21 protein-coding genes are annotated in these 26,303 nt (G+C 69.3%); 14 read left to right on the top strand and 7 right to left on the bottom strand.

What is annotated here, in order from left to right:
• Window positions 1-32: 32 nt before the first annotated feature.
• Window positions 33-1,421: an FAD-dependent oxidoreductase gene (locus tag ACZ4E1_RS08340; protein ID WP_467537018.1), complete on the top strand. Its 1,389-nt coding sequence runs from the start codon at window positions 33-35 to the stop codon at window positions 1,419-1,421.
• Window positions 1,422-1,582: 161 nt separating this feature from the next.
• Here the strand turns inward: ACZ4E1_RS08340 and hemE are convergent, their stop codons facing one another.
• The gene (gene hemE, locus ACZ4E1_RS08335; protein WP_467537016.1) at window positions 1,583-2,662 is read right to left on the bottom strand and encodes a uroporphyrinogen decarboxylase; all 1,080 of its coding nucleotides are present in this window, start codon (window positions 2,660-2,662) and stop codon (window positions 1,583-1,585) included.
• Between the two features lie 188 nt (window positions 2,663-2,850).
• On the opposite strand from hemE, the gene ACZ4E1_RS08330 reads away from it, so the two are divergent.
• Both ACZ4E1_RS08330 and ACZ4E1_RS08325 read left to right on the top strand, forming a co-directional pair.
• A complete protein-coding gene (locus tag ACZ4E1_RS08330; RefSeq protein WP_467537014.1) occupies window positions 2,851-3,474 on the top strand; it encodes a DUF3000 domain-containing protein in 624 nt (207 codons plus the stop codon).
• A 295-nt stretch (window positions 3,475-3,769) separates the two neighbouring features.
• Window positions 3,770-4,432, top strand: coding sequence for a response regulator transcription factor (locus ACZ4E1_RS08325; protein ID WP_353945341.1), 663 nt, complete (start codon window positions 3,770-3,772; stop codon window positions 4,430-4,432).
• A gap of 130 nt (window positions 4,433-4,562) precedes the next feature.
• On the opposite strand, the gene ACZ4E1_RS08320 is transcribed toward ACZ4E1_RS08325, so the two are convergent.
• Window positions 4,563-5,756, bottom strand: coding sequence for a tyrosine-type recombinase/integrase (locus tag ACZ4E1_RS08320; protein WP_467537013.1), 1,194 nt, complete (start codon window positions 5,754-5,756; stop codon window positions 4,563-4,565).
• Window positions 5,757-5,829: 73 nt separating this feature from the next.
• Window positions 5,830-6,327, bottom strand: coding sequence for a helix-turn-helix domain-containing protein (locus tag ACZ4E1_RS08315; RefSeq protein ID WP_467537012.1), 498 nt, complete (start codon window positions 6,325-6,327; stop codon window positions 5,830-5,832).
• Window positions 6,328-7,351: 1,024 nt separating this feature from the next.
• On the opposite strand from ACZ4E1_RS08315, the gene ACZ4E1_RS08310 reads away from it, so the two are divergent.
• The 11 genes from ACZ4E1_RS08310 to ACZ4E1_RS08260 all read left to right on the top strand — a co-directional run bounded on the left by ACZ4E1_RS08310 (window position 7,352) and on the right by ACZ4E1_RS08260 (window position 20,709).
• Complete coding sequence (locus ACZ4E1_RS08310; RefSeq protein WP_467537594.1) at window positions 7,352-7,879, top strand: hypothetical protein; 528 nt, start codon at window positions 7,352-7,354, stop codon at window positions 7,877-7,879.
• A gap of 1 nt (window position 7,880) precedes the next feature.
• Window positions 7,881-9,521 (top strand): WXG100 family type VII secretion target, encoded by a 1,641-nt coding sequence (locus ACZ4E1_RS08305; RefSeq protein ID WP_467537010.1) that lies wholly within the window; start codon window positions 7,881-7,883, stop codon window positions 9,519-9,521.
• 68 nt (window positions 9,522-9,589) lie between these two features.
• Window positions 9,590-10,855, top strand: a complete 1,266-nt coding sequence (gene mycP / locus ACZ4E1_RS08300; RefSeq protein WP_467537008.1) for a type VII secretion-associated serine protease mycosin — start codon at window positions 9,590-9,592, stop codon at window positions 10,853-10,855.
• A gap of 200 nt (window positions 10,856-11,055) precedes the next feature.
• Window positions 11,056-11,499 (top strand): amino acid ABC transporter permease, encoded by a 444-nt coding sequence (locus tag ACZ4E1_RS08295; RefSeq protein ID WP_467537007.1) that lies wholly within the window; start codon window positions 11,056-11,058, stop codon window positions 11,497-11,499.
• A 3-nt stretch (window positions 11,500-11,502) separates the two neighbouring features.
• Entirely contained in the window at window positions 11,503-13,353 is a 1,851-nt protein-coding gene (locus tag ACZ4E1_RS08290) for an alpha/beta hydrolase (protein ID WP_467537006.1), read from the top strand.
• Window positions 13,354-13,370: 17 nt separating this feature from the next.
• On the top strand, window positions 13,371-13,952 hold the full coding sequence (locus ACZ4E1_RS08285) for a hypothetical protein (RefSeq protein WP_467537005.1): 582 nt from the start codon (window positions 13,371-13,373) through the stop codon (window positions 13,950-13,952).
• A gap of 53 nt (window positions 13,953-14,005) precedes the next feature.
• Entirely contained in the window at window positions 14,006-14,620 is a 615-nt protein-coding gene (locus ACZ4E1_RS08280; protein WP_467537003.1) for a hypothetical protein, read from the top strand.
• A 336-nt stretch (window positions 14,621-14,956) separates the two neighbouring features.
• Window positions 14,957-16,201 carry an HRDC domain-containing protein gene (locus tag ACZ4E1_RS08275; RefSeq protein WP_467537002.1) on the top strand — a complete coding sequence of 415 codons (1,245 nt, stop codon included), beginning with the start codon at window positions 14,957-14,959 and terminating at the stop codon, window positions 16,199-16,201.
• A gap of 79 nt (window positions 16,202-16,280) precedes the next feature.
• On the top strand, window positions 16,281-17,009 hold the full coding sequence (locus ACZ4E1_RS08270; RefSeq protein ID WP_467537001.1) for a ferritin-like domain-containing protein: 729 nt from the start codon (window positions 16,281-16,283) through the stop codon (window positions 17,007-17,009).
• A gap of 356 nt (window positions 17,010-17,365) precedes the next feature.
• Window positions 17,366-18,583, top strand: coding sequence for a thiolase family protein (locus ACZ4E1_RS08265; RefSeq protein WP_467537000.1), 1,218 nt, complete (start codon window positions 17,366-17,368; stop codon window positions 18,581-18,583).
• Entirely contained in the window at window positions 18,580-20,709 is a 2,130-nt protein-coding gene (locus ACZ4E1_RS08260; RefSeq protein ID WP_467536999.1) for a 3-hydroxyacyl-CoA dehydrogenase NAD-binding domain-containing protein, read from the top strand. Before ACZ4E1_RS08265 ends, ACZ4E1_RS08260 begins: the two co-directional genes overlap by 4 nt.
• Before the next feature lie 110 nt (window positions 20,710-20,819).
• Here the strand turns inward: ACZ4E1_RS08260 and ACZ4E1_RS08255 are convergent, their stop codons facing one another.
• From ACZ4E1_RS08255 to ACZ4E1_RS08240, 4 genes are read right to left on the bottom strand one after another with little or no spacing between them, the layout of a single operon-like run.
• Window positions 20,820-21,881: an NlpC/P60 family protein gene (locus ACZ4E1_RS08255; protein ID WP_467536998.1), complete on the bottom strand. Its 1,062-nt coding sequence runs from the start codon at window positions 21,879-21,881 to the stop codon at window positions 20,820-20,822.
• A gap of 35 nt (window positions 21,882-21,916) precedes the next feature.
• Window positions 21,917-22,399: a poly-gamma-glutamate biosynthesis protein PgsC/CapC gene (locus tag ACZ4E1_RS08250; protein WP_399130199.1), complete on the bottom strand. Its 483-nt coding sequence runs from the start codon at window positions 22,397-22,399 to the stop codon at window positions 21,917-21,919.
• Window positions 22,396-23,931 (bottom strand): poly-gamma-glutamate synthase PgsB, encoded by a 1,536-nt coding sequence (gene pgsB, locus ACZ4E1_RS08245; protein ID WP_467536997.1) that lies wholly within the window; start codon window positions 23,929-23,931, stop codon window positions 22,396-22,398. Before pgsB ends, ACZ4E1_RS08250 begins: the two co-directional genes overlap by 4 nt.
• A gap of 5 nt (window positions 23,932-23,936) precedes the next feature.
• Window positions 23,937-26,195 carry a HAMP domain-containing protein gene (locus ACZ4E1_RS08240; protein WP_467537593.1) on the bottom strand — a complete coding sequence of 753 codons (2,259 nt, stop codon included), beginning with the start codon at window positions 26,193-26,195 and terminating at the stop codon, window positions 23,937-23,939.
• Window positions 26,196-26,303 lie beyond the last annotated feature (108 nt).

Raw genomic sequence — 26,303 nt, 5'->3', positions numbered from 1 at the left:
CCCGGCGCGGTGCGCGCACGTAGCGTGGGCGCATGAGTGCTGGAGAACGTGTGCGTGAGCGGCTCGTGGTCATCGGCGGCGACGCGGCGGGCATGTCCGCCGCGTCGCAGGCGCGGCGGCTGCGCGGCCCCGACGAGCTGGAGATCGTGGCCTTCGAACGGGGGCACTTCTCGTCGTACTCGGCGTGCGGCATCCCGTACTGGGTGGGCGGCGACGTCGAGGACCGCGACCAGCTGGTCGCGCGCTCGCCCGAGGAGCACCGGGAGCGCGGCATCGATCTGCGGATGCGGACCGAGGTCGTGGAGATCGACGTGGCCGGGCGCCGGGTGCGGGCGCGCGAGGTGGACGGCGCGGGCGAGTACTGGACCTCGTACGACAAGCTCGTGATCGCGACCGGGGCGCGGCCGGTGCGGCCGGAGTTGCCGGGGATCGACTCGGCGGGTGTGCACGGGGTGCAGACCCTGGACGACGGGCAGGCGCTGCTCGACTCGCTGCTCGCGGCGAAGGGGCGGCGGGCGGTCGTCGTCGGGGCCGGCTACATCGGCGTGGAGATGGCCGAGGCGCTGATCCGCCGCGGTTACGAGGTGACGGTCGTGAACCGGGGCGCCGAGCCCATGTCGACGCTCGACCCCGACATGGGGCGCCTGGTGCGCGAGGCGATGACCGGGCTCGGGGTCACGATGGTCGACGACGCCGAGGTCACGAAGATCCTCGCCGGGGACGACGGGCGGGTGCGGGCGGTGGCCACACGGGACGCCGAGTACCCCGCGGACGTGGTGGTGCTCGGCATCGGGGTACGGCCCGAGACCTCACTGGCGCGGGCCGCGGGGCTGCCGGTGGGCGCGTTCGGCGGGCTGCTCACGGATCTGTCGATGCGGGTGCGCGGGCACGAGGACATCTGGGCGGGCGGCGACTGCGTCGAGGTGCTCGACCTCGTGTCGGGGCGCGAGCGGCACATCGCGCTCGGCACGCACGCGAACAAGCACGGGCGGATCATCGGGACGAACGTCGGCGGCGGGTACGCGACGTTCCCCGGGGTCGTGGGCACGGCCGTCAGCAAGGTCTGCGACCTGGAGATCGCGCGGACGGGCCTGCGGGAGAAGGACGCGCGGCGCGCGGGCCTCCAGTACGTGACGGTGACCGTGGAGGCGACGGGGCGGGCCCGGTACTACCCCGGGGCGGCGCCGATGACCGTGAAGATGCTGGCCGAGCGGGGCACGGGGCGCGTGCTCGGGGTGCAGATCGTGGGGCGCGAGGGGGCGGCGAAGCGCGTCGACGTCGCGGCGGTCGCCCTGACCGCCGGCATGACGGTGGAACAGCTGACCTCCCTGGACCTCGGCTACGCCCCACCCTTCTCCCCCGTCTGGGACCCCATCCTGGTCGCGTCCCGCAAGGCGGTGAGCGCAGTACGCAACGCCTGACCGGCACCCTTGCCCTGCCGCCGACGCGCCCCTGGGGCACGCGGAGCGTGCCTCCCAGGGGCGCGGGGAACTGCGCGAGAAGCCCCACCGGGCGGCACCCGGCGACGATCGTCGGCCCCTACGGCGGCGAGCCGCAGCCGAGGCCGACCCGAACGCCAGGGCTACTTGGCCGTCTGCGTGTGGACGTAGTCCACGAGGCGGGTCAGGGCGTCGGGGTTGGTCGTGGGAAGAACACCGTGGCCGAGATTGAAGACGTGGCCCTCCAGCCCGGCCGCCGCGTCGAGCACCTCACGCGTCTTGACCTCGACCGCCTCCGGCGTCGAGAAGAGGATCGCCGGGTCGAGGTTGCCCTGGAGCGCCTTGCCGGGGCCGACACGCCGGACGGCCTCGTCGAGCGGGACGCGCCAGTCGACGCCGACGACGTCCGCCCCGGCCTCGCCCATGAGCCCGAGCAGCTCACCGGTGCCGACACCGAAGTGGATGCGCGGCACGCCGTAGCCCGCGACGGAATCGAAGACCTTGGCGGATGCCGGCATCACCGAGCGGCGGTAGTCGGCCGGGGCGAGCGCGCCGACCCACGAGTCGAAGAGCTGCACGGCACTGGCACCGGCCTCGATCTGCACCTTCAGGAAGGCGGAGGTGATCTCGGCGAGCCGGTCGAGCAGGTCGGCCCACAGCTGCGGGTCGCCGTACATGAGGGCCTTGGTGTGCTCGTGGTTGCGCGACGGCCCGCCCTCGACGAGGTAGCTGGCGAGGGTGAAGGGCGCGCCGGCGAAGCCGATGAGCGGGGTGGAGCCGAGCTCCGCGGTGAGCAGGCCGATGGCCTCGGTGACGTAGGCGACGTCGTCCGGGGTCAGGTCGCGCAGCTGCGCGAGGTCCGCGCGGGAGCGGATCGGGTTCGCGACGACGGGGCCGACCCCGGGCTTGATGTCGAGGTCGATGCCGATGGCCTTGAGCGGCACGACGATGTCGCTGAAGTAGATCGCGGCGTCGACCTTGTGGCGGCGCACCGGCTGCAGCGTGATCTCGGCGACGAGTTCCGGCCGCATGCAGGACTCGAGCATCGGGATGCCCTCGCGCACCTTGAGGTACTCCGGCAGCGAGCGCCCGGCCTGCCGCATGAACCACACCGGCGTGTGCGGCACGGGCTCGCGCCTGCACGCCTTGATGAAGGCGGATTCCCTGGTGGCTTCGATCGTCGCTGACGGCTGCTGGCCCGTGGCCTCGGTATTGGCACTCACACCGGAGAGTCTCGCACGGCCGCCGCGCGGGCCGAGACGGTGTCCTTGGCGGGTGTCCCTGCCTGCGCGCGGCGCGACTTCCCCTTAATCTTCCCCGCATGGCTGCGGCTCAGGGACGACGGTCCGACGGCCCGGACGGGCGGTCCGGGATGAGTGAATCGGTGCGGGAGGGGCAGAACGCTCGGGACATGAACGCTGCACACGAGGACGACCCCACCCCCCTTCCGTTCCGCACGGCGGTCGACGCCCTGCGGTCCGCGCGACTGCGTCCGGAGATCGAGATCGATCCCACCCGCCCGCCGCAGCGCCTCGCCCCCTACTCGTACGCGCTGGAGGCGGCCGTCGTCGACGGCGAGGAGGATCTGGCCGACGGCCGGCTCGTCCTGCTGCACGACCCGGCCGGGCACGAGGCCTGGCACGGAACGTTCCGCCTGGTGACGCTGGTGCGCGCGGAGCTCGAACCGGAGATGGCGGCCGATCCGCTGCTCCCCGACGTGTGCTGGTCGTGGCTGACCGGCGCGCTGCAGGCCCGCGGGCTGGGCTACGGCGAGCCGTCGGGCACGGTCACCCGGGCCAGTTCGCACTACTTCGGCGGGATCGGCGACCGGCCGGCCGCCTCGCAGATCGAGATCCGGGCGTCGTGGACGCCGCGCGAGGGGCTCGGCGGGGTGCCGGACACGGCGGCGCATCTCGCGGCGTGGTGCGAGCTGCTGTGCCAGGTGGCGGGGCTGCCGCCGGTGCCCTCCGGTCAGCCCGGGTCGGACGGCTCGGTGGTGACGCTGCCTCAGCGCCGGGGGCCGCGCCCGTCCTGAAAGGTGTCGTGTGCAGGGGCTTTTTTCGGCCGCGTCGGGCGAGTGTCCGACGCGGCCGACGCTCGTTTGCCCCCACGGGACGATCACGGCCGCTCCGGTTCGGATCGCTTCGATCTTCGTTCGATCTTCGGATGATCGATAGTGCGTCCGAATTGCGTGAATTGTTACTCACCAAATCGTGATCTTTCTCTAAAGCCAGGCAGGTTTGGTGCCGAAGACCTCTGTGACCTTGAAAGCACGGTTCATCCCGGCTTCATCCCCAGAGCCGGCTCCGTCCCGCACCCCAGGAGGCCTGGTGTCCGTTCTCCTCGAGCAGCCCTCAAGCCTGGTCGCCTACCGCCCGAACAAGCCCACCGCGATGGTGGTCGTGGCCGACCCGCGCGTCCGCTCCACCGTCACCCGCCATCTGTGGGCGCTCGGTGTTCGCGACGTCATCGAGGCCTCGTCCGTCGCGGAGGCTCGTCCCCGCATCGGCAACCCCCGTGACATCTGCGTCGCAGACGTCCATCTCCCCGACGGCTCCGGCCTCACCCTGCTCTCCGAGACCCGGGCGGCGGGCTGGCCCAACGGCCTGGCCCTGTCCGCCGCCGACGACATCGGCGCCGTGCGCAACGCCCTCGCGGGCGGCGTGAAGGGCTACGTCGTCACGGGCACCCGGACCAACGTCGGACTGCCCACCCGCCCCGGCGCCGCCCCGATCGGTTCCGCCGCCGCCCGTATGCACCGCCGCCCCCCGGGTGCCCCGAGCCACCCGGGCGGTTACCGGGAGCTGTCGGGCCGTGAGGTGGAGGTCCTGCGGCTCGTCGCCGAAGGCCAGTCGAACAAGGCGATCGGCGTCTCCATGGGCCTGTCCGCCCTGACCGTCAAGAGCCACCTCGCCCGCATCGCCCGCAAGCTCGGCACGGGCGACCGGGCCGGAATGGTGGCGGTCGCCCTGCGCACCGGAATCATCCACTGATCACAGACTGGCCGGATCCTTCCGGTTCACACGCCTTCAGCGCCCGTCGACGGAACGTTCCGTCGACGGGCGTCGTCGGTTGACAGATACCCTTGATCTGTAACGCATCCTGACTGACCTGCACTTTCAGTCAGGCAGCACCATGATCAGGGCACATCGGGGGCACATTGCCGAGCACCTTATCGACGGCCGCCCTGGTCGTGTCCTCGTCGGTGGGCCACAGGTGGGTGTAGGTGTCGAGCGTGATGGAGGGCTTCGAGTGCCCGAGCCTCCGCTGGACGGTCTTCACGTTCTCGCCGCGCTTGATCAGCAGGCTCGCGTAGTAGTGACGCAAGCTGTGCATCGTCGTCCCCGAGGGCATGCGCTCCTCCGTCCCTGCGGCTTCGAGAGCGGCGTTCGCGCGCCGCACGACGCCCGACCATGTCCGACCCCACGGTGAGCGCCGCATGGGCCGCCCAGCGGCGTTCGCGAACACCAGACGCGCGACGCGCTGCACCGGCTTGAGCGGATTCGAACGGTCCCAGACCTCGACTTCCCGGGCCGGGTACTCGGCGAGGTACGCAGCGACGGCATCGACTGCGGCCTGAGCCAGCGGCACCGTCCGAGTCGACTCATGAGTCTTGGGAAGACCGAGGTACGGGCCACCGGATCCGGTCTCCGTGACCTCGGAGAGCTGCTGCTCCACCCGCACCTCGCGGCGAAGGAAGTCGATGTGACGCACTTCGAGCCCGAACAGCTCCCCCTGCCGCAGCCCGGACGCCGCTGCGAGAAAGATCACAGCACGTTCTCGTGATGTCGGAGCCGCGCCGATGAGCGCGCGCACGGCTTCGTCGGTGGGTGGCACGACCTCGGGCCGCCGGTACACGGGGAGCTTGATGCCGTCGCAGGGTGAGGTGCGGATGTTCCCGTCTCTCACCGCCATCCGCATGACGGCCTTGATGATCGCGTACGTGTTCTTCAGGCTCAGGGGCGCGAGTACCTCGGAGCGCCCCTTCACCCACGCACTGATCTCCGACGGGCGGATGTCCGCGATCGGCCTGTCGCCGAGCGCCGGATAGATGTGGTTCTCCAGCCGTTGCCGGGCACTCGCCGCCGAGGTCGGACGGTGGTGAGCAACGGCCCTCCACCGTTCGGCCACCGTGCGGAACGTCTCTTGACTCGCCCGGCGGTCTACGAATTCACCTCGGTTGAGATCGGTCTCGACGGCAGCAGCCCGCGCGTCCGCCTCCGGCCGGCGCGCGAAGTTCTCCTTACATTGCCGCCGCGTGACGTCGCGGTACCGCACCTGCCAGCGCTTGCCCTTTCCGTGGTCGGCGGACGCCACCAGAGGCCTGGTCTTACTACTGTGCTCCCCGCAGGGCTCCGCTCCGGCCTGCGGCCGGGAAAGGTGCCACCTGTCAACCACCTGAGCCATCGTCAACATCTCCCTCCAGGGCCTCTACAGCCCATTGGGTGGGCTGCGAAAAGACGACTCGCTGCAGCTCTTCCTCTGTGAGGTAAGGCTGGTTCGCCGCCAGCCACGGGAGCCGGTCAACCCAGTCCGCCCGGGCAGCGAGCGGCAGTTGACCGTGCATCCAGCGCCAAGCGACCTGCCAACTCGGGACGGTCAAGTGCTCCGCCAGGGGTACGGCACCGCCTGGATCTTCGCGAGGCAGCATCAGCGTCACCGGAGACACCCCCAGCGCGGCCGCCAGGGCAACGAGGTCGTCCGCATCGACACGACGGTCTCCGTTCTCGATCCGCGAGAGGCCCAGGGTCGGAATCGGTCGGCCCACCAAGTTCGACAGTCGCCGGGAAAGCTCGGCCAGGGTCAGATTCTGCTCCTCACGAAGGACCTTCACGTTCTCCCGAACGACGTCACCGACCGGACCGAGCGGATTCCTCTTGGATGCCATGCCCCCAGATTGGCATCATCATGAGCGCATATCAACCCTTTTTGCTTTCTTCTCGATACCTCTTGACATGCAAAATTTGACAGGTCCAGCCTCGATAGGGACCGCAGGGCGCATCACGCCGAGCCCACACACCACTGGTGGACACCTTGATGAAGGCACGCCCCGCCGCCGAAGTGGCATTCGCCGACGAGGGCGACTGATCGAAAGCGGGCAGCGGCCCTGACGACACCCCCACCACATCCCCTTGGACAACCAGTCCGCCCCCTTCCCCTCAGCCCAGCTCGTCAACGCAGCCTGTTGCAGCTCAGCCTGGCCATACGGCGCTTGCAAGCCATTCGCTGACAGCAGTGCCCACCTCCGCATGCCTCGCCCCCGGTCACAAGCTCGGCGAAACATACGTCCGCGCCAGATTCCAGTGCCCACTGGTTTCAGCCATGGGGCGGTGACCATGCACGACAAGGGCGGCAATCGGCTTTCACACTGGTCTCGCTCGCCTCACCCACTTCGGATGCGGCGGACAGGGAACGCGTCGGCTGGGCCTGGGGCCCACTCCCGCCCCAGAGCGCAGTGCGCTCCGGGTGGCGCGTCCCACCCAGGGTCTGGGGCACCGAGAAGGCGACGGCACGAGCGTCGGCCTGTTTCGGAGTCTGAGCCTGTGGGCGTCGCCTTTCCGGGGCCACATCCCCCGTCCCCGGAAAGGCGGCACTCCCTAGCCGGTCTGAACGCATCGGTCGGGGACATGCTGTGTGGGTCCCATCCCAAGGGCAGGGGAGTGTCCGCCGAGCCCTGCAGAGTCCGCTCCTCAGACGATGGTGGAGTGTCCTGCATAGACGGGCGTGTGCCGGCACCACCGGCCTCGGGAGGGGCCCACCGGGCAGGCAGACTCGGTTACGGGACGGTGGCTTCGCGCCAAGTCCCGCACCTGGGGGTGAGTGAGTACAGGTACTCATGTGCAGTAGTAGCAAACGCCACTAGTGTCACGGCGGTTGGCCACAAACCACGGGGTGTTGAGGAGGGCGAGCGAGTGTCCACGGGGGACAGCAGCTCCTGGTCGTCGGGCATCGCCGACGCGGCCATGAACGCCGCGAACGCGGCTGCCGACATGATCACGGAGCTGACGTCATTCACGAAGTTCCAGAAGCGAATCGACGAGCTGATCCGCGACCTCAAGGAATCACCCGCGAGCGCCCACCGGGTCGGGACTGACCAGCCCGCTCGCGGCAGCTTCGGCGGCGGCGAGGGAGCCTGGGGCTCGGCCGACGTGCTCGGCGGCGCCCACGAGAAAGTGATCAGCGAGCTGGAGAAACTCTCCAAGCTCCTGTCCGATTCGATCGAGGGCATGGGCATCGCAGTCGTCGCCTCCCACAAGGGCTACGAAAACGTCGATGCCGACGTTCGCGACCGCCTCCGCGCCATCACGACGGAGGCCAAGAAGAGCTACGGCGGCGACTACGTGCCCGACCTTCCCAAGCGCGGAGACAAGAGCAGCGCCGAGGGCAGCAGCACATCTGCGGCGGAAGCATCAGGCGGCGAGACCGCGGGAGGCATCTGAGATGGGCAACAATCCGTTCGACGGTATGACCCACGAAGCCATGCTGGCCTGGCTCGACAAGGCGGATCCCGCCCAGGTCCAGGCCGGTGCGGACAAGCTGATCGCGGCGGCCAAGGAGATCGAGAAGATCGCTGGCGAACTCAAGACCCGCCCGCAGTATGTGGAGTGGAAGGGCAAGGGCGCCGACGCGTTCCGCGCCTGGGGCGGCGACCTGGCCAACGCCACCCTGCGCATCGCCGACTACAGCGATGATTCCGGCCAGTTCCTGTCGCATGCCGCCGAGGCCATCGCCCGTACGCAGTCGTCCATTCCCCGCGACGACGGCGGCGCCCAGGCGAACATCGACGCCGCGAAGTCCGCACCGAACGACCCGGACGCGGCGAAGGTGCTGGCGAAGGCCACGGCGCAGAAGGAGGCGGTACGCGAGCAGGCGGCCGCCGAGATGACCAAGCTGGGGCAGGCGTATCAGCAGTCCGCGGAGCGGATGAATGCGCTGGAGCCTCCGAAGATCCCACCGCCGCCGGATGCGATCGTGCCGGGAGCCCAAAGCTTCGGTGGAGGCAGCGACAGAGAGCTGCCTGGGGCAACTGGCGCCAACAGCACATCAGAAGGGTCTGGACACGTAGGTGGCGCGCCGATGGGCGGGAGCGCGCATGTCGTGCAGGCTCCGCCGCCAGAACACCGCGGCGGGGTGTCGGCAAGCACCACGCCTCACGTGGAACCTGTCAGCGTTCCGCACACCACCATCGACTCCGCGGCCACGCTGCCTGACACTCGGACCACGGGCCCAGTAGGCGGAACGTCGCAGCCCGTCCACAGTCCGACTGCGCACGCTCCTGGTCTTCCGACCGCACCGGTGCCACCGATGATGGGTGGCGCCAAGAGCACCGTGAGGCCGGTCGGTGGGACGGCGAAGAGGCTGCCGTCCGGGACTTCGCAGGTACCAGGTCAGGGCCGGTCTGTGGCCACCGCGCGGCCCACAGCACCCGTCCAGGGAACCACTGGGCCGAGAGCTGGCGCCACCGGGTTCGCAGAGGGCCGCGGACCAGCATCCGGCACCGGAAGAGCAGCAGGACCTGCCACCCCGTACGGCCGCACGCCTGGAACCTCCAACGGAGTCCACGGTGGCCGCCCCTCCCAGCCTCAGCCCGGGAGACCGACGCCGTACCGCGGCACGGTCGTCGGCCGGGAGGCCTCGGGCGGCACCACCGCCGGCGGTCGCCCTGCGCAAGGGAGTCAACCTGTCGGCCGGAGTGTCCAAGGCACGTCCACAGGTAGCCGAATCGTGCCCGGAACTCAGTCTGCGGCCCGGTCAGGGCCTGCCGCCCAGCCCGGTACCGGCCGCGCAGTCACGCCGTCAAACCAGGTACCGGCGGGAGGACGCCCCTCGACACCAGGACGTGGCGTCGTCGGCGCCCCGCCCGCGCGGCCCGCCTCCCGTACGAACACCGGCGAACGCGCAGTACCCGGCAGCGCCGCTCTGTCCCGAGACGGCATCGCGGGCGGCTCCGGCTCCCCGAACCGGGATCCCAAGAGCCGCCGCAAGCAGGAGCGACGAGATCAGCGCCCGGGCTTCGTGGCCGAGGACGAGGAAACCTGGCTGCCGGACGGACGCCGTATCGTGCCCCCAACCGTCGACTGACAGCCCGCACCGCAGGAAACGGAACCGTTCCTATGCACAGCTTTCGCCCCCACGTCCGACGCACGGTCGTGGCTGCCGCCGCACTGCTCCTGACCGGCATCGCAACTGTCCCTGCTCACGCGGCGTCCGTCCGCGACGAGCAGTGGCACCTCGACGCCATGAAAGCCGAGGGGATGTGGAGGATCAGCACGGGCAAGGGCATCACCGTTGCCGTCATCGACACCGGGGTGAAGGCGGATCACCCCGACCTCAAGGGGCGCGTCGTGCCCGGCAAAGACCTGGCCACCAACGAGACGGGTGACGAGCGCACCGACTACGACGGCCACGGCACAACAATGGCTGGGCTGATTGCGGCAACCGGTGCGAGGGGGGCACAGACCGGTTCCTTCGGACTCTCGCCCGGAGCGAAGATCCTCCCTGTGCGTCTTCCTCGTGCTGACCAGCTCCCGGGCGCCGAGAGCGACAAAGTCTTTGTCAAAGCCGCATCAACCGCGATCCGTTTCGCTGCCGACCAAGGCGCCAAGGTCATCAACGTCTCGCAGGGATCGACACTCAGCACACCGCAGCTGACTGCGGCAGTGAAGTACGCGTTGGACAAAGGATCTCTGGTCTTCGCCGGCGCCGGCAACGAGGGAGCATCGGGCAATCCGGTCATGTACCCGGCAGCAACACCCGGGGTAGTGGGCGTCGCTGCCATCGGCAAGGACCTCAAGCGGACCTCGGAGTCCGAATACGGACCGCAGGTGGACATGGCCGCACCCGGCGAGGGCATGGTCACAGCCTGCGCCGGCAAGACCGGCCTCTGCACATCGCACGGCACGAGCGACGCCACTGCTCTCGCCTCTGCCAGCGCTGCACTCATTTGGTCCGCGCATCCGGACTGGACGAACAACCAAGTGCTCCGCGTCATGCTGAACACCATCGGCGCGCCAGTCGACGGCTCGAAGCGCACGGACGCCATCGGCTACGGCATCGTCCGCCCCCGCATCGCCCTGACCAACCCCGGTGACCCGGGTCCTGCCAACCGGTATCCGCTGCCGGACTTCCCGGTGAAGGCTTCAGCAGCTCCGTCAGCGTCGCCCGCCACCGCAGCAGGTGGCACGGACCAGACAGTCGCCGCCAAGGACGGCTCGTCGTCGAACACGACGGTCTGGGTGGCTACCGGGGTCGGAGGCGTGGCTGTCGCTGGCGCAGTCACCGGTCTCGCAGTGATGCGGCGCCGCAAGCACGCGGCCGGATCCGGACATGTTGCCGGCCCCCAGGCGCCGTACGGTCCGCCGCCGGCCTACGGCCCGAGCAGCACGAACGGCCAGGATGAGCGGCGATCGTTTTAGGCCGCGGCGGAATCACGTGCCCGTGTTCCGCCAACGGTGCGGGACGTAGGTACGGATACTCAGGGCCGGTTTGAGTGATCCGGCGGACGTGACGCAGCGCACCCGGCCCGTAACGTCTGTCTCGGCAACCTCACAAGACACGCACAGTGGAAACGGGGCTCTCCCGGGCTCGGCCCGGGACACGGGGAGGACGATCGCCGATGGCGTGGGACGAGTGGGAACAGCTCAAGGCGCAGGCCGCCGAGCGGCACACCACGCACATGCAGCTCAACGGCCTTCAGGGCGAGGGGGGCTACTCCAAGCCGTCAGGCGGCGGGGGTGGCGACAGGCTCAAGCACAAGGGCGGCCCGTGGACGGATGCGTCCCGTACCTCGGATGAGCTTCACCGGAGCACACGCTCCACCCGAGGTGACCTGGACAAGGCCCACGACGGGATCGGCGGTGGCCTCACGGGCCTGGCCAGCCTCGGCTCCCTCAAGGCGGTCAGCAAGTCGTGGCAGGAGCGCCTTGGCCGGGTCAGTCACGAGTGTGGATCGCTGGAGCCCAAACTGCGCAAGGTGGCGGTGGACCTCGGCGAGCTGGACGCCGAGGTGGGGAACAAGGCCAGGGCTGTTAGCGTGCCGGGCACGAGGAGGGGCGAGTAGACGATGGCTGCGGAATCCGCACTGACCTGGCAGCAGCTGCGTGACCTGAAGCTGTCGGAGCTGACCGACGCCGCCGACGGCTGGGGCACCGCGTCCAAGTTCGCCGACCACGCGCGTGAACGTGTCGACGCCGACATGAGTGGTCGGCTCGCCAAGACGCAGGACTCGGAGTCCGCCCGCTCAGCGGTCAAGCGCATCAAGCGGCTCAGCGACAACTACCACTACATCCAGACCGAAGCCGGGCTCATCCGCGGCACCCTGGATGCTCTCGCCACCGAACTCAGCGCCCCGCAGAAACGCCTCAACGGTGCACTCGCTGAGGCGTTCACCCTCGGCTACACCGTCAACGACAACGGAAGCATCACCTACCCAGCCGGCGGCGAGAACGGTGCCACCGGCGACCCGGTGCCCGGCGGGGCCGTCATGGGCAACAACGGCACCATCGGTGCCGGAAACCCTGGCCTTTACCAGGACGCGGACGGTAAGTACGACCCTGCACTCGGGCCGGCCGCACCAGGTTTGCAGAGCCCTAACCCTCACCGCGCCAAGGCACAAGGCATCGCAGACCGCATCGCCCATGCCCTGCATGAGGCACGCGAGATCGACGAGCGCTACAGCGCAACACTCCAAAAACTGAAGGCTGCTCCCGGTCTCCAGGTCACCTCTGATACCTGGGCCGACGTTTCCAAGGATATGGATGTCGTAGCGGAATCAGCCGGCAGGGACATCCCGAGGGATGCATCACCGAAGGAACGTAAGGAGTGGTGGGACGGCCTCAGCAAGGCTGAGCGCGCTGAATACCTTGCCGCATTCCCAGAACTGATCGGAAGCCTGGACGGAATCCCCGCGGTTGCGCGCGACGAGGCCAATCGAGCAAACCTTGAACTACTCATCGGGAAGCTGGAGGGGCGCACGGACGAGAAGTCGCAGACCATGCTGGACGGACTGACCACGATCCAGTACCAGCTCGAACATCCCGATCGCAAGTTTCCACCTCCTTATCTTCTAGGGATCGGCGACCAGGGCAACGGGCGAGCGATTGTGAGCTACGGCAATCCGGACACGTCGAGAAATGTCTCCGCATACGTTCCGGGACTAAGCACGTCACTTGATCACCACTTCGCTACGGCAGATTTGCAGCGAGCCGCAGATACCGCCAAGGGTGCGCAGAGATTCGACAAGTCCAGCGCATCCATCGTATGGCTGGGTTACGACGCACCCCAGAGCATGGACGTGATGGGCGCTCACGATGCGAGGGCCGGTGCACCCGCATACAACCAGTTTATGGCGGGAATCGCAGCAACCAACGAAACCAGCGATCCTCACATCACCGCCATTGGCCACTCTTACGGCTCGCTCACCGTTGGGCAAGCCGCACAAACGAAGGGTGGAATCCCTGGCGCTGATGACATCATCCTGGTTGGAAGTCCGGGCACAGGCGCAGACACAGCTGATCAACTGAACGTCGGAAAAGATCACGTATTCGTCGGCGCAGCAGATAACGACCCAGTCACGAAACTTCCCACTCGCAAGGAAGAGCACGGAATGGTGAGTGGAGCAGTCCACGGGAGCGGATTCCTGGGGACTCTTATCGGCGGCGCATTGGGTTACGAAACCGGCGGAATAACCGATGACCCCGATGATCGCTGGTTCGGCACGGATCCCGCCAGCCGCGACTTCGGCGCTCACCGCTTCGCCGTGGACGACGGCCCGAAACCGTTCCGCGACGCCCACGACCCAACTCCCGCTCACTCCAACTATTTCAATCCAGCCAAAGACAGCGTGTCTGCCGAAAATATCGGGAAAATCGTCGCTGGACACCCTGAAAGCATTTCCACGGAGCGCCCCCGATGAAGAGGTACCCGCGGTTCATGGCCGCTGCCCTGACCTGCCTCCTATTGGTCACGGGCTGCAACACCGTGCGTGACGCCGTACATTCTGATTCACCCGAGAGGCGCGGGACGAAGACAATGGATATCACCATGCAGGAGGCCGCCGAACACGAGGACGCCATCCTGGATGCAACCTTCGCTGCGATCAAGCCACCGGTCCATTGGACACACAGCGGCACATCAAAGGGCGAGAACGACGTATCTCGCGAGCGCATGGTCATGACCGTGATCTCCGAAGAGCGCCTGGGTAACTTTATTGGCGTGGTGCAGAGGTCATGGGAGCACAAGGGTTACCGCATGACCTCGGTGAACAAGGATAAGGAATTTCCCGCGATGCACTTCCAGTCTTCTGACGGGTTCGGAATCAGCCTGATCGTCGGCGATCAGCGTCAGGTTTCCTTCATTGTCGACTCTCCGAGGGTAAAGAGTTCGAGCGTCAGCGAGCCGACTACACCGCCGAACGGGCCCGACTATGACTATCCCATCCCGCGCCCCAACGTCAGATCTGACTTTTGGTCCTCGGACGAGCCGATTCCCACTGGCAAGCCCAGCACCAGCTGACCGCTCGACACCGCCACAGACCGCCCCACAGGAACGAGCGCGGAAATGAACTCATGGAATACACCTGGAAGGCATTCACCGCCGGCGTAGCGACGCTCGTCGCAGTGTCGATCGTCGGCATACTCGGATATCAGCAAATTTTCACGAAAGGGATCGACCGGCTCCCTGGCATGGTTTGCGACAAGTCGGTGGACAGAGGAATCATCGGAACCCTACTACCGGCGTCCAGGTCCGCCGATCAAGATGCCGGAGCAACTGGAACGGGGGAAGATTTCCTCTTCGGCTGCAGAGTCAGCACAAGCGGGGATTCCATCGTCTCGGGCGAGGTTCGAGTATCGGACGCATCCATTACTTCATGGGTCGACCACTATCGACACAGCGAGAAAGTGACCCGCGTTTCCGTCGGAAAAGTCGAGGCATTCGCTACGTCCAGACTCGCCACCGTGTACGTCCCATGCACCCCGAAGGATCTCAAAAGGTCCGATGCGCAAGAATCCTATGCCCTGACAGCCGATGTCTCAGTCATTGGCGAAAGCCGAGCAAAAGGCGCCGCCCTGCGTCAGGCCCTTGCGGACTTCGGTTACCAGATGACCAAACACGCTTACGATCTTGCCGGGTGCAGCCCGAAACGGACCTTCGCGCGAGAGTTGCCGAGGTTCGGGAGCTGATGCCCAGCAGCTTCTCGGTTGTCTCGCGTCCATGAGTGCATCCAGCAAGGGTTTCAGCCTCGACAGCTCGTCAGTGCCGGGCGCGCGTCGTCGTCGCATCCTGCTAGTCACGCGGAGAAGCGGTAGGCCTCGGGCCGTCCTCACACCCTCTCCAACAGGGGCACACCCGGCCAGGTAAGCCGCCCTGCCCGCTCAAGATCAGGGCACATTCAGGGCACATGAGGCGGAGAAGTGGTGCGATCCACTGTGACGTACCGAGACGTGTTTGCGCAGGTCAGGGGACGATTGGCCGGAACATGCAGGTCAGCAGTACGTACGTGAAGATACCCTTGACAGGTGACAGACGCCCAAGAGACCGCAGCAGCCAGCACCCCGACCGAAGGGACAGCGGTCCCGCTGCTCGAGCCGCGCGAGGGCATCCCGCCGGTGATCGCCGACGAGGCCGCGCTCGCCGAGGTGGTCGCGGCCTTCGCCGCGGGCACCGGCCCGGTCGCCGTCGACGCCGAGCGCGCGTCCGGCTACCGCTACGGGCAGCGCGCCTACCTGGTGCAGCTGCGGCGCGAGGGCGCGGGCTCCGCGCTGATCGACCCCGTCGCCTGTCCCGACCTCTCCGCCTTCGGCGCCGCCGTCGCCGACGCCGAGTGGGTGCTGCACGCCGCGACGCAGGACCTGCCGTGTCTGCGCGAGATAGGCATGATCCCGTCGAAGCTGTTCGACACCGAGCTGGCCGGGCGTCTCGCCGGGTTCCCCCGGGTGGGGCTCGGCGCGATGGTGGAGAACGTGCTGGGCTACGTGCTGGAGAAGGGTCACTCCGCGGTGGACTGGTCGACGCGACCGCTGCCCGAGCCCTGGCTGCGCTACGCGGCCCTCGACGTGGAGCTCCTGGTCGACCTGCGCGACTCCCTGGAGAAGGAGCTCGACCGGCAGGGCAAGCTCGACTGGGCCCACCAGGAGTTCGACGCCATCGCCTCGGCCCCGCCCGCCCCGCCCCGCAAGGACCCCTGGCGCCGCACCTCCGGCATGCACAAGGTGCGCCGGCGCCGGCAGATGGCGGTCGTACGGGAGCTGTGGACGGCGCGGGACAAGGTCGCGCAGCGGCGTGACGTGTCGCCGGGCAAGGTGCTCGGGGACGCGGCGATCGTCGAGGCCGCGCTCGCGCTGCCGGCGAACGTGCACGCGCTGACCGCGCTGCCCGGCTTCGGGCACCGGATGGGCCGCCGTCAGCTGGAGCAGTGGCAGGCCGCGGTGGACCGGGCGCGGGAGCTGCCCGAGTCGGAGCTGCCGCAGCCGGGCCAGCCGCTGACCGGTCCCCCGCCGCCGCGCGCCTGGGCGGACAAGGACCCGGCGGCAGCGGCGCGCCTGTCCGCGGCGCGGGCCGGGGTGTCGGCGCTGGCCGAGCAGCTGAACATGCCGCAGGAGAACCTGATCACGCCCGACACGGTCCGCCGCGTCTGCTGGGAGCCGCCGGTTCCCGCGGACCCGGACACCGTGGCGGCGGCGCTGGCCTCGCACGGGGCGCGGCGCTGGCAGGTCGAGCAGGTGACCCCGCTCCTGGTGAAGGCGCTCGCCACGCACGTGTGAGCGGCGCCCTGCGGGTCTGTTGCAGGATCCGGACATCGTCGCCGTGTCGGACGGGCTCGGAGATCACTAGTTTCTGAGCATGTTCAAAAACAGGTGGGGAGCGGTCCGGCAGGAGTACGCGGACTGGGTGCGGGACTTCGAGGAGGCGCGGGAGCGGCGGGCCGCGCAGGGTGACCCGGACTGGTCCCGGGGGTCCCGGCTCCCCCGCGCCCTGGTGCGCAGCGTGCAGCGCTTCCAGGTCGGCGAGGACGGGGACGGCGGGGCGCTGCTCGCGAAGGCGGCGCGGGCCGGCGACCCCTCGTACACGCGGGCGGCCCGGCTGTTCGTCGCCGAGGAGCAGAACCACGCGCGGCTCCTCGCGGAGGTGCTGCGGGCGGCGGGCGCGCCTACGCTGCGCTCGCACTGGAGTGACGCCGTCTTCGTACGGCTGCGGCGGCTGCTCGGGCTGCGGCTCGAACTCCTTGTGCTGATGATCGCGGAGGTCGTGGCCCTCAGGTACTACCGGGCACTGCGGGACGGGTCGCCGGATCCGCTGCTCGCCGAGGTCGCCGGGCGCATCCTGGGCGACGAGGAACGGCACGTGCCCTTTCACTGCCGGCGCCTGAGGGAGGGGTTCGCCGGGCTGCGATCGCCTGCGGGGCGGCTGGTCGGGGCGTGCTGGTTGCTGATGCTCGGCGCGGGCGCGGTGGTGGTCGCCGTCGATCACGGTGCGGCTCTGCGGCGCTGCGGGGTGCGCCGTCACGCCTTCGTCCGCGACGTCACCGGGACAGGCAGGGGGCTCCTCCCCACCTTCGCCGACTGCCGCTGAGTGGGGGCTGATCGCGCAGTTCCCCGCGCCCCTGAGATGCATGGCGCTGCGCGCCGCATCTCCCCGACAAAGGCGCAGGGCACCTTTCATCTGGGGAAGGCGCGGCGAAGCCGCTGCCTTCCAGGGGCGCGGGGAACTGCGCGACCAGCCACAACGAGAGCCGCAGCCGCCCGACCAACAGAACCCCGCACACGAGGAGGCGGGACCCGTCCCGAGCGGCCAGCGGAAGTGTGACGTTCGCCGCTCCGGGCGCGGGGGCTGGGCAGCATGGTTACTCACAAGTAGCATGAAGGGGTGAGCGCGCGCTCAGGTGCGCGCCGCGGCAGTGCCGTCCCGCATCTTGGAGGAGAGCCATCGTGCCTCGTACCGTCAGGGACGTCGTCTTCGTCGACGGCGTCCGCACCCCGTTCGGCAAGGCGGGCCCGAAGGGCATCTACCACGAGACCCGGGCCGACGACCTGGTCGTCAAGGCGATCCGCGAGCTGCTGCGCCGCAACCCGGCCCTCGACCCGGCCAAGATCGACGAGGTCGCCATCGCCGCGACCACGCAGATCGGCGACCAGGGTCTGACCCTGGGCCGCACGGCCGGCATCCTGGCCGGGCTGCCGCAGTCGGTCCCCGGCTACTCGATCGACCGCATGTGCGCCGGCGCGCTGACCGCCGTGACGACGACCGCCGGTTCCATCGCGTTCGGCGCCTACGACGCCGTCATCGCCGGTGGCGTCGAGCACATGGGCCGCCACCCCATGGGTGAGGGCGTCGACCCGAACCCGCGGTTCGTCAGCGAGAAGCTGGTCGACGAGTCCGCCCTGTTCATGGGCATGACCGCCGAGAACCTGCACGACCGCTACCCGACCATCACCAAGCAGCGCGCCGACGAGTACGCCGTGCGCTCGCAGGAGAAGGCCGCGAAGGCGTACGCGAACGGCAAGATCCAGCAGGACCTGGTCCCGATCTCCGTGCGCAACACCAACGCCGAGGTCGGCGAGACCGGTTGGGGTCTCGTCACCGCCGACGAGCCGATGCGTCCGGGCACCACGCTCGAGAACCTCGCCGGGCTCAAGACGCCGTTCCGCACGCACGGCCGTGTCACGGCCGGTAACGCCGCGGGTCTCAACGACGGCGCCACCGCCTCGATCATCGCCTCCGAGGACTTCGCCCGGGAGAACAACCTCCCGGTCAAGATGCGCCTCGTCTCCTACGCCTTCGCCGGCGTCGAGCCCGAGGTCATGGGCTACGGCCCGATCCCGGCCACGGAGAAGGCCCTCGCCAAGGCCGGCCTGTCGATCTCGGACATCGGTCTGTTCGAGGTCAACGAGGCCTTCGCCGTGCAGGTGCTCGCCTTCCTGGAGCACTACGGCATCGCCGACGACGACGCGCGCGTCAACCAGTACGGCGGCGCCATCGCCTTCGGTCACCCGCTCGCCTCCTCCGGCGTCCGTCTGATGACGCAGCTGGCCCGCCAGTTCGAGGAGCAGCCCGAGGTCCGTTACGGCCTCACCACCATGTGCGTCGGCTTCGGCATGGGCGCGACGGTCATCTGGGAAAACCCGCACTTCGAGGGGGACAAGTGAGCACCACCGCCGAGCTTCTGAAGGGTGCGGCCGAGCTGTTCCCCGGCGAGGTCGTCACGTCCGCGCACGTACGGCACCTCGAACTGCCCCACGGTGCGGGCCGCTTCGCCCTCATCACGCTGGACAACGGCTTCGACCACACCAAGCCGACCACCTTCGGCCCGGGTTCGCTGGCGAACCTGAACGTCGCGATCGACCAGGTCGAGGCGGAGGCCAAGGCCGGTGAGATCGTCGGTGTCGGCATCACCGGCAAGCCGTTCATCTTCGCCGTCGGCGCCGACCTCAAGGGCGTCGAGCTGCTGAAGAACCACGACGACGCGCTCGCCATCGGCAAGGGCGGCCACGAGGTCTTCAAGCGCCTCTCGGATCTCGCCGTGCCGACGTTCGCGTACTACAACGGTGCCGCGATGGGCGGTGGCGTCGAGGTCGGTCTGCACTGCTCCTACCGCACCGTCTCCAAGGCGCTGCCCGCGTTCTCGCTGCCCGAGGTCTTCCTCGGTCTGGTCCCCGGCTGGGGCGGCTGCGCGCTGCTGCCGAACCTGATCGGCGCCGACAAGGCCGTCTCGGTCATCATCGAGAACAGCCTGAACCAGAACAAGCAGCTCAAGGGCAAGCAAGTCTTCGAACTCGGCATCGCGGACGCGCTGTTCGAGGGTGCGGACTTCCTGGAGCAGTCGCTGATCTGGACGGCGAACGTCCTGAACGGTGACGTCAAGGTCGAGCGCGAGGGCATCGACCGCGGCGAGGCCTGGGACCAGGCCGTCGCGCGCGGCCGGTTCATCGCCGACTCCAAGGTGCACGGCGCGGCCCCGGCCGCCTACCGCGCCCTGGAGATCATCGCCGCCGCCAAGGACGGTGACCTGCAGGCCGGGTTCGACGCCGAGGACAAGGCGCTCGCCGACCTCATCATGGGCGGCGAACTGCGCGCCGGCATCTACTCGTTCAACCTGGTGCAGAAGCGCGCCAAGCGCCCCGCCGGCGCCCCGGACAAGAACCTGGCGCGCCCGGTCACCAAGGTCGGCGTCGTCGGCGCCGGTCTGATGGCCTCGCAGCTCGCCCTGCTGTTCCTGCGCCGCCTGGAGGTGCCGGTCGTGCTGACCGACATCGACCAGGAGCGCGTCGACAAGGGTGTGGGCTACGTCCACGCCGAGATCGACAAGCTGCTCGCCAAGGGCCGCGTCAACCAGGACAAGGCCAACCGCCTCAAGGGCCTGGTCTCCGGTGTCCTGGACAAGGCCGAGGGCTTCTCCGACGCGGACTTCATCATCGAGGCCGTCTTCGAGGAGATCGGCGTCAAGCAGCAGGTGTTCGCCGAGGTCGAGGCCGTCGCCCCGGCGCACGCGATCCTCGCCACCAACACCTCGTCCCTATCGGTCTCCGAGATGGCGTCGAAGCTGAAGCACCCCGAGCGGGTCGTCGGCTTCCACTTCTTCAACCCGGTCGCGATCCTCCCGCTCCTGGAGATCGTGCGCGGCGAGCAGACGGACGACGCGGCGCTCGCCACGGCGTTCGGTGTCGCCAAGAAGCTGAAGAAGACCGCCGTTCTCGTGAAGGACGCCCCGGCGTTCGTCGTGAACCGCATCCTCACCCGCTTCATGGGCGAGATCCAGAACGTCATCGACGAGGGCACCTCGGTCGAGGTCGCCGAGAAGGCCGTCGAGCCGCTCGGTCTGCCGATGTCGCCGCTGGTTCTCCTGGAGCTCGTCGGCCCGGCCATCGGTCTGCACGTCTCCGAGACCCTGAACCGCGCCTTCCCGGAGCGCTTCACCGTCTCCCCGAACCTCGCGGCCGTCGTCAAGGCGGGCAAGCGTGGCTTCTACGTCTACGACTCCGGCAAGCCGGAGCTGGACCCCGAGGTCGCCGCGCTGCTGAAGCAGGGCGACGTCGTCCTGACCGAGGAGCAGGTCCGCGACCGCGTGCTCGACGCGGTGGCCCAGGAGATCGGGCTCATGCTGGAGGAGGGTGTCGTCGCCGAGGCACAGGACATCGACCTCTGCCTCATCACCGGTGCGGGCTGGCCCTTCCACCTGGGCGGCATCACGCCGTACCTGGACCGTGAGGGTGTCTCCGAGCGCGTCAACGGCAAGAAGTTCCTGGAGGCGGGCGTCGCCAGCGTTCCCGCGTAGCGGGTCGCCGGCCCACCGGCCACATGGCTGAGGGGCGCGGGTGACCGCGGATCAGTTGTTGCTGATCCTCGGTCCCCCGCGCCCCTTTTCGCGCGTCGTCCTGCGGGCCGTTACAGGCGCTTGGCGCTGCGCAGCAGGCCGGCGTAGAAGCCGTTGCCGTCGATGCGGGAGGCGCCGCCCTTGTCGCCCATGGTCGGCCCGTTGACCTCCTTGCGGCTGGAGATGAAGACGCGGTGGCCGTCGGTGTCCGTGCCGAGGTACAGGGCGACGTGGTCCATGTGGTTGCCCGTGCGGTGGTCCATCTTGAAGAAGAGGAGGTCGCCGGGCTGAACGACGTCGATGTTCTTCGGGCGCGTGTACCAGGGCGCGGGGCCCTGGAGCTTGATGACGTCGACGCCGATGTCGGAGCGGGCCATGCCGTCCGCGGTGCGCCGCAGACCGTCGCCGATCTTGTTGGTGGCGGCCAGCGGGAAGCGGCCCCGGTAGCCCCAGATCATGCGCATGAAGCCGGAGCAGTCGAGCGAGCGCAGGCGCTCCTGGTGGGCCTGCAGGGTGGTGCCGTCGCGGAAGGTGTACGGCGTGCCGAGGTAGTCGTAGAAGTCGTTCTGTTCGAGGCGGTCGACGCCGTCCTCCTTGAACGGGCCGAAGAACGCGTCACCCGCGTACTGGAGTCCCTCGTCGTCCTTCTTCACCGGAGCGCCCTCCACGTACTGGAAGGCGTACGCGAAGATGTCGTCCTCCTCGCTGCCGTAGAACTCCTTGAACCAGTCCTTGAACCACTTCTCGTTCTCGGCGCCCTTGCGCCAGGTCTCCGGCATGAGCCGCACCCAGTCCTCCGTCACGACGCGGGACTTGGTGTTGGCGGGCTCGCTGAAGGTGCGGGAGGGGCCCTTGAGGGTGGCGGTGCGGGCGCCGTCGGTGAACGTGGCGAGCACCTGGCCGGCCTCGCCGCGCAGCACGGTCCGCTCGGGGTTCTTCAGCCGCTCCCAGGTCTGCTTGCCGCCCTTCTGCCCGGTGCTCGACTGGAGCTGCGGGGAGTCGGTGACGGCCTGCACGGCGGGCGCCTTGGCCTGCTCGTCCTTCTTCAGCTCGACGGTGAGCCAGCCGCTGGCGCCGAGCAGGGCGAGCACGGTGACGGCGTGCAGGACGGGGCGCTTCTTCTTGGGGGCCATGAGGTCTGCTCCGGTCGCAGTCGAAGGGTCGGCGGTCAGGCGGACGGCATGAAGCCGAGGAGAATGCCCGCGGTCAGGACGACGTACGCCATGAGCGTCACGGAGCCGGTCGCGAGGAGGGTGGGTCCCTTCGGCTGGCGCACCAGCTGGTAGCCGATGAGGCCGGGCACGATGAAGCCGAGGGTCTGGTTCGCGTACATGAGCGGGAACTCCAAGGAGAGCACGATCATGACCGTGGCCTGGAGGGTGACGCCGAGCAGCACGACGGCCGCGAAGAGCCGCTTGCCGTAGAGGATCACGAACTTCTGCATCAGCAGGGTGCCGGCGTAGGTGAGGACGGTGACGCCGACGACCATCGCGGCGCGCTGGAGGTCCTCGACGAGGGTGAGGGCCAGCCAGCCGGGGGTGATCATGCCGCCGGGCGACAGGTTCGTGGTCAGGTAGCAGACCAGGGAGAACAGCAGGCCGATGGCGATGCCCACCGCGGCGATCTCGGGGGTGAGGACGGAGGGGATCAACGGTGCTGCTCTCCTGCGGAGTCGTGCCACGGGTCGTGCGCGTCGGCGGGCGGGACGGGCGGCACCACGGGCTCGAACAGGCCGCGCGGGGCGACGGGTTCCGGGTGGGCGCCCTGGTTCTGCTGCGGGGGGTACTGCTGCTGGTGCGTCTGCTGCTGCGGGTACGGGTTCCGGGCGTCGCGCTGGACCGGCACCGCCGGGGGCGTCGCGTACCGCGTCTCGTACGCCTGCGGGTACTGCTGGTACGGGTCGATGCGCGGGGCGTACAGCTGGACCGTCTCCACGTGCTCGCGGTGCGGCGCGGCGGGGTCGGCGGTGGCGCCTTCGGCGGGGTCGGCGGGGTCGGCGGTTTCGTCCGCGGGGAGCTCGGCGAGGTACTCCAGGAGGTGCTCGCCCTGGCCGTGGATGTTGCCGATCGCCACGAGCGAGGAGTCGGAGCCGAGGCGGCCGAGCAGCTGTCCCATGAACTCGTCGGGGTCGCGGCGGTCGCCGCCGAGGTCGACGGCCCGGTCGCGGTAGGCGGCGGGGATGGCGTCGATCGCGGACTTGGCGGGGTGGCCGATGACGAAGACGTGCTCGGGGTCGAGCTCGGGGATGATCTCGCCCATCTGCCCGTTGCGCTCGACGCGGTCGGGGCGGCAGTTGATGACGACGCTGAGCGGCCGGTGGACGGCGCCGAGGTCGAGCAGCTGGTTGATGTTCATCAGCGTCGACTCGGGGTCGTTGGCGGCGAAGACGTTGGCGAAGCGGAGCTTCTTGCCGTCGGGCGTGCGGTAGCGCTCCACGGAGAGGACGCCCGGGTCCGGCGGGGCGTCGTACATGCCCTGGAGGGCGGTGGCCCGGTCGACCCCGAGGAGGTCGGCGACGACGAGGGCGATGGCGACGTTCTCCTTGAACGTGAACCAGCTGAAGCCGCGCAGCTCCTCGTCGGTGACCATCTCCGGGTCGGCGTAGACCAGCCGGCAGTTCCGGGCGTCCGCCTCCTCCTGGAGGATGTGGAAGCGGTCGACCTCGGCGGTGACGCAGATGCCGTTCTCCGGCATGGAGCGGCACAGGGAGCGGGCGACGTCGTCGAGGGTGGGGCCCATCTCGGCGAGGTGGTCCTCGCGGACGTTGCACAGCACGCCGATCGTGGAGCGGATCAGCTTGGACTGGTTGATCTCCTGGAGCGCCGGCATGACCGCCATGCACTCGATGACGAGCGCGTCCGGGTGGTAGGCGGCGGCGCGCCGCACGATGCCGATCTGCTCGACGACGTTGGCGATGCCGAACTTGCGGTAGACCGGCTCCTCGGTGGCGTCCGGGTGGATGAAGCGGGCGGCGGTGCCGGTGGTCTTGGCGACCGTCGTCAGGTCGCCGCCGCGCAGGGCACCCGCGCACAGGCGGGTGATGGAGGACTTGCCACGGATGCCGTTGACGAGCACGCGGGTCGGAATGTGGTCGAGGTTGGTGAAGTGGCGCCGCTGTTCGATCACGCCGGCGATCAGCAGGACGGCGCCGCACACCACGAGCACGACGTAGAGGAAGAGCACGGTGGTTACTGGTTCCTTCCGGCTCCGGCGGGGCTGCGTGGCGCGCCGCCCGGCCGTCGCTGCTGGTGCCGCTGTTCCTCCAACTGCTGCCGTACGAGTTCGAGGCTGCGCGTGACGGCGCCGACCTCGTCGTGGTGGCGGGGGAACAGCACGGTCTTGCGGTCTCCGTCGGCGAGTTCCTCGGCCTGCCGGGCGAGGGCCCGCAGGGGACGGACGACGACGATGTGCAGCCAGCCGAGGCAGGCCGCGGCGGCGGTGATGCCGAGGAGTCCGGCGAGGACCGTGCGGTTCTGCCGGGTGTACTCGGGGATGGCGAGGCCGGAGGCGGGCTGCCAGCTGACGACGGTCCAGCCGAGTTCCTTGGCGGCGCCGCCGCCGACGAACGGGGCGGCGGCCGCGATACGGATGTCGCCGCCGTCGCGGAACAGGACGCCGCTGGGGCGCGCGCTCAGGCCGACCTTCTGGTTGGTGCCCTCGACGAGTTCGTCGAGGCGGCTGCCGGGCAGCTTCTGGAAGGCGAGGTAGCCGGTGTTGCCGCCGATGACGCGGCGCCGGTCGTCGACGACGCGGACGTCGCCGAGGCCGGGCCGCTTGAGCAGCGCGTTCAGGAAGTCGAGGCGGAACTCGCCGACGACGGCGCCGCCGCCCCGGCCGGGCAGTCCCGCGGTGCCGACGACGACCGGCTTCTTGCCCTGGTCGTCGAGGACCCGGATGGGCCGGGTCGAGGGGGCCTTCCCCGCGGGGCTGTGGACGTCGCCGCCGGCCTTGGCGACGACGGCGCCGTGCGCGTCGAGGACGTACAGGGCGTCGTAGCGCTGGTGCTCGTTCATGGTCTGGCGGAGCACCTCGGTCATCTCGGACGGCCGGGTGCGGTCGCCGAGCAGCGAGGCCACGGACGCGAGGTCGGCGTGGCCCTCGTTGAGGGCGCGGCGCACCCGGTCGCTGAGGGTGTCCGTGCGTTCGCGCTGGTCGTTGACCATCTGCTGGGGAACGACGACGGTGTCCCCGGCCCGGTTGAGCAGGAGCAGCAGCGGGCCGCTCCACACGAGCAGGAACACGGCGGCGACCGCGAGCAGGGCGCGCGCCCCGAAGCGGCGGTGCCCGGCAGGGGCCTGGCCGGCGCCGGCCTCGGGGCTCTCGCCGAGCAGTTGGCGGCGCAGCCGTTCGAGGGCGGCGCCGATCCGGGCGGCCTCGCCGCGCCGGGGCACGGTGACCGGGCGGGTGAGGTCGCCGCGGGTGATGCGGCGGCTCTCCAGGAACAGCCGCAGCAGGGGGCGCTGCACGGTGCCGAGCAGGAAGGCGACGGCGAGGCCGCCGACCACGAGGAGCGCCGCCGCGGCAAGGAGTCCGAAGACCGGGCTGGTGGTGACCTTCGGGTCCTCGGCGACCTTCGTCATGGCGACGACGCTGAGGCCGAGGCCGGTGGCGACGGTGGACTCGCCGGGTTCGGCCGCGGCGAGCGACGCGTAGCCGGCGATCTGGCGTTCACCGAGGTAGCGGTCGCCGGTGAGGCTGCCGCTGACGCCGAGGTAGCCGCCGGAGCCGGGGGCCTTGGACTTGACGGGGTGCTGGCCGGCGCGGTCGGCCGCGGTGGCGGCGAAGGCCTTCAGCTGGCGGTTCGACTCCTTGACCTCGGCGCGCTGGAGGTCGGTGAGGACCTGCTCGGGCTCGGGGATGCCGTCGCTGCTGAGTACGGCGCCGGTGGCGTCGATGACCGCGATGGAGCGGAAGTTGCCGAGGCTGATGCCGGGGAACTTGAGGCTGGTGGAGGTGACGAGCAGCTGCTGCGGCTGTCCCTTCCAGGTCAGCAGGGCGAAGGAGAGGAGCCGGGTCTCGCCGTTCTGGAGGCGGACCATGCGCGGGGCGAGGCCGTTCTCGGCGGAGAGCTTGGTGCGGTCGACGGCGGTCAGCGGCACGTTCTCGCCGCGGGCGGCGAGGAGTTTGCCGGACTGGATCTCGACGACGGCGCTGCCGGTCCACTTCTGGTAGACGTTGCCGATCTTGTCGAGGACGGCGTCGGCGGGCACCGGGTCACCGGCGCTGAACAGGGCGGCGGTCCGGGTGAGGTCGGTGACGCCTTCGTCGACGGAGGCGCGCAGGGCGATGGCGCCGTCCTCGGCGAAGTGCTGCTGGGACGTCATGACGGCCTTCGGCACGCGGTCGTCGGAGACGCGTCCGAGGGTGAGGGCGGTGATGCCCGCGAGAGCGAGGAGCAGGGCCGACAGCACGGCGATGGGGGGACGTATGCCACCCAGCAGGGACATGTCGGCACGTCGGCGGACCTTGTGCCGCCGCTTCGTGCGCGAAGCGGCCAACGGAGGGCTCCTCTTCTCGGGAACTGACGGAAGTCTTCTCGGGGAACTGGCTGATCA

Source organism: Streptomyces sp. NPDC025806 (assembly GCF_055558275.1).
This window is presented reverse-complemented; position numbering and strand designations above follow the sequence as displayed.

Coding starts and splice junctions, on each gene's coding strand:
- ACZ4E1_RS08280 (WP_467537003.1), top strand. CDS start 14,006: ATGGAATACACCTGGAAGGCATTCACCGCCGGCGTAGCGACGCTCGTC.
- ACZ4E1_RS08285 (WP_467537005.1), top strand. CDS start 13,371: ATGGCCGCTGCCCTGACCTGCCTCCTATTGGTCACGGGCTGCAACACC.
- ACZ4E1_RS08315 (WP_467537012.1), bottom strand. CDS start 6,327: ATGGCATCCAAGAGGAATCCGCTCGGTCCGGTCGGTGACGTCGTTCGG.
- ACZ4E1_RS08240 (WP_467537593.1), bottom strand. CDS start 26,195: ATGTCCCTGCTGGGTGGCATACGTCCCCCCATCGCCGTGCTGTCGGCC.
- ACZ4E1_RS08330 (WP_467537014.1), top strand. CDS start 2,851: ATGAACGCTGCACACGAGGACGACCCCACCCCCCTTCCGTTCCGCACG.
- ACZ4E1_RS08270 (WP_467537001.1), top strand. CDS start 16,281: ATGTTCAAAAACAGGTGGGGAGCGGTCCGGCAGGAGTACGCGGACTGG.
- ACZ4E1_RS08255 (WP_467536998.1), bottom strand. CDS start 21,881: ATGGCCCCCAAGAAGAAGCGCCCCGTCCTGCACGCCGTCACCGTGCTC.
- ACZ4E1_RS08340 (WP_467537018.1), top strand. CDS start 33: ATGAGTGCTGGAGAACGTGTGCGTGAGCGGCTCGTGGTCATCGGCGGC.
- ACZ4E1_RS08290 (WP_467537006.1), top strand. CDS start 11,503: ATGGCTGCGGAATCCGCACTGACCTGGCAGCAGCTGCGTGACCTGAAG.
- ACZ4E1_RS08305 (WP_467537010.1), top strand. CDS start 7,881: ATGGGCAACAATCCGTTCGACGGTATGACCCACGAAGCCATGCTGGCC.
- ACZ4E1_RS08295 (WP_467537007.1), top strand. CDS start 11,056: ATGGCGTGGGACGAGTGGGAACAGCTCAAGGCGCAGGCCGCCGAGCGG.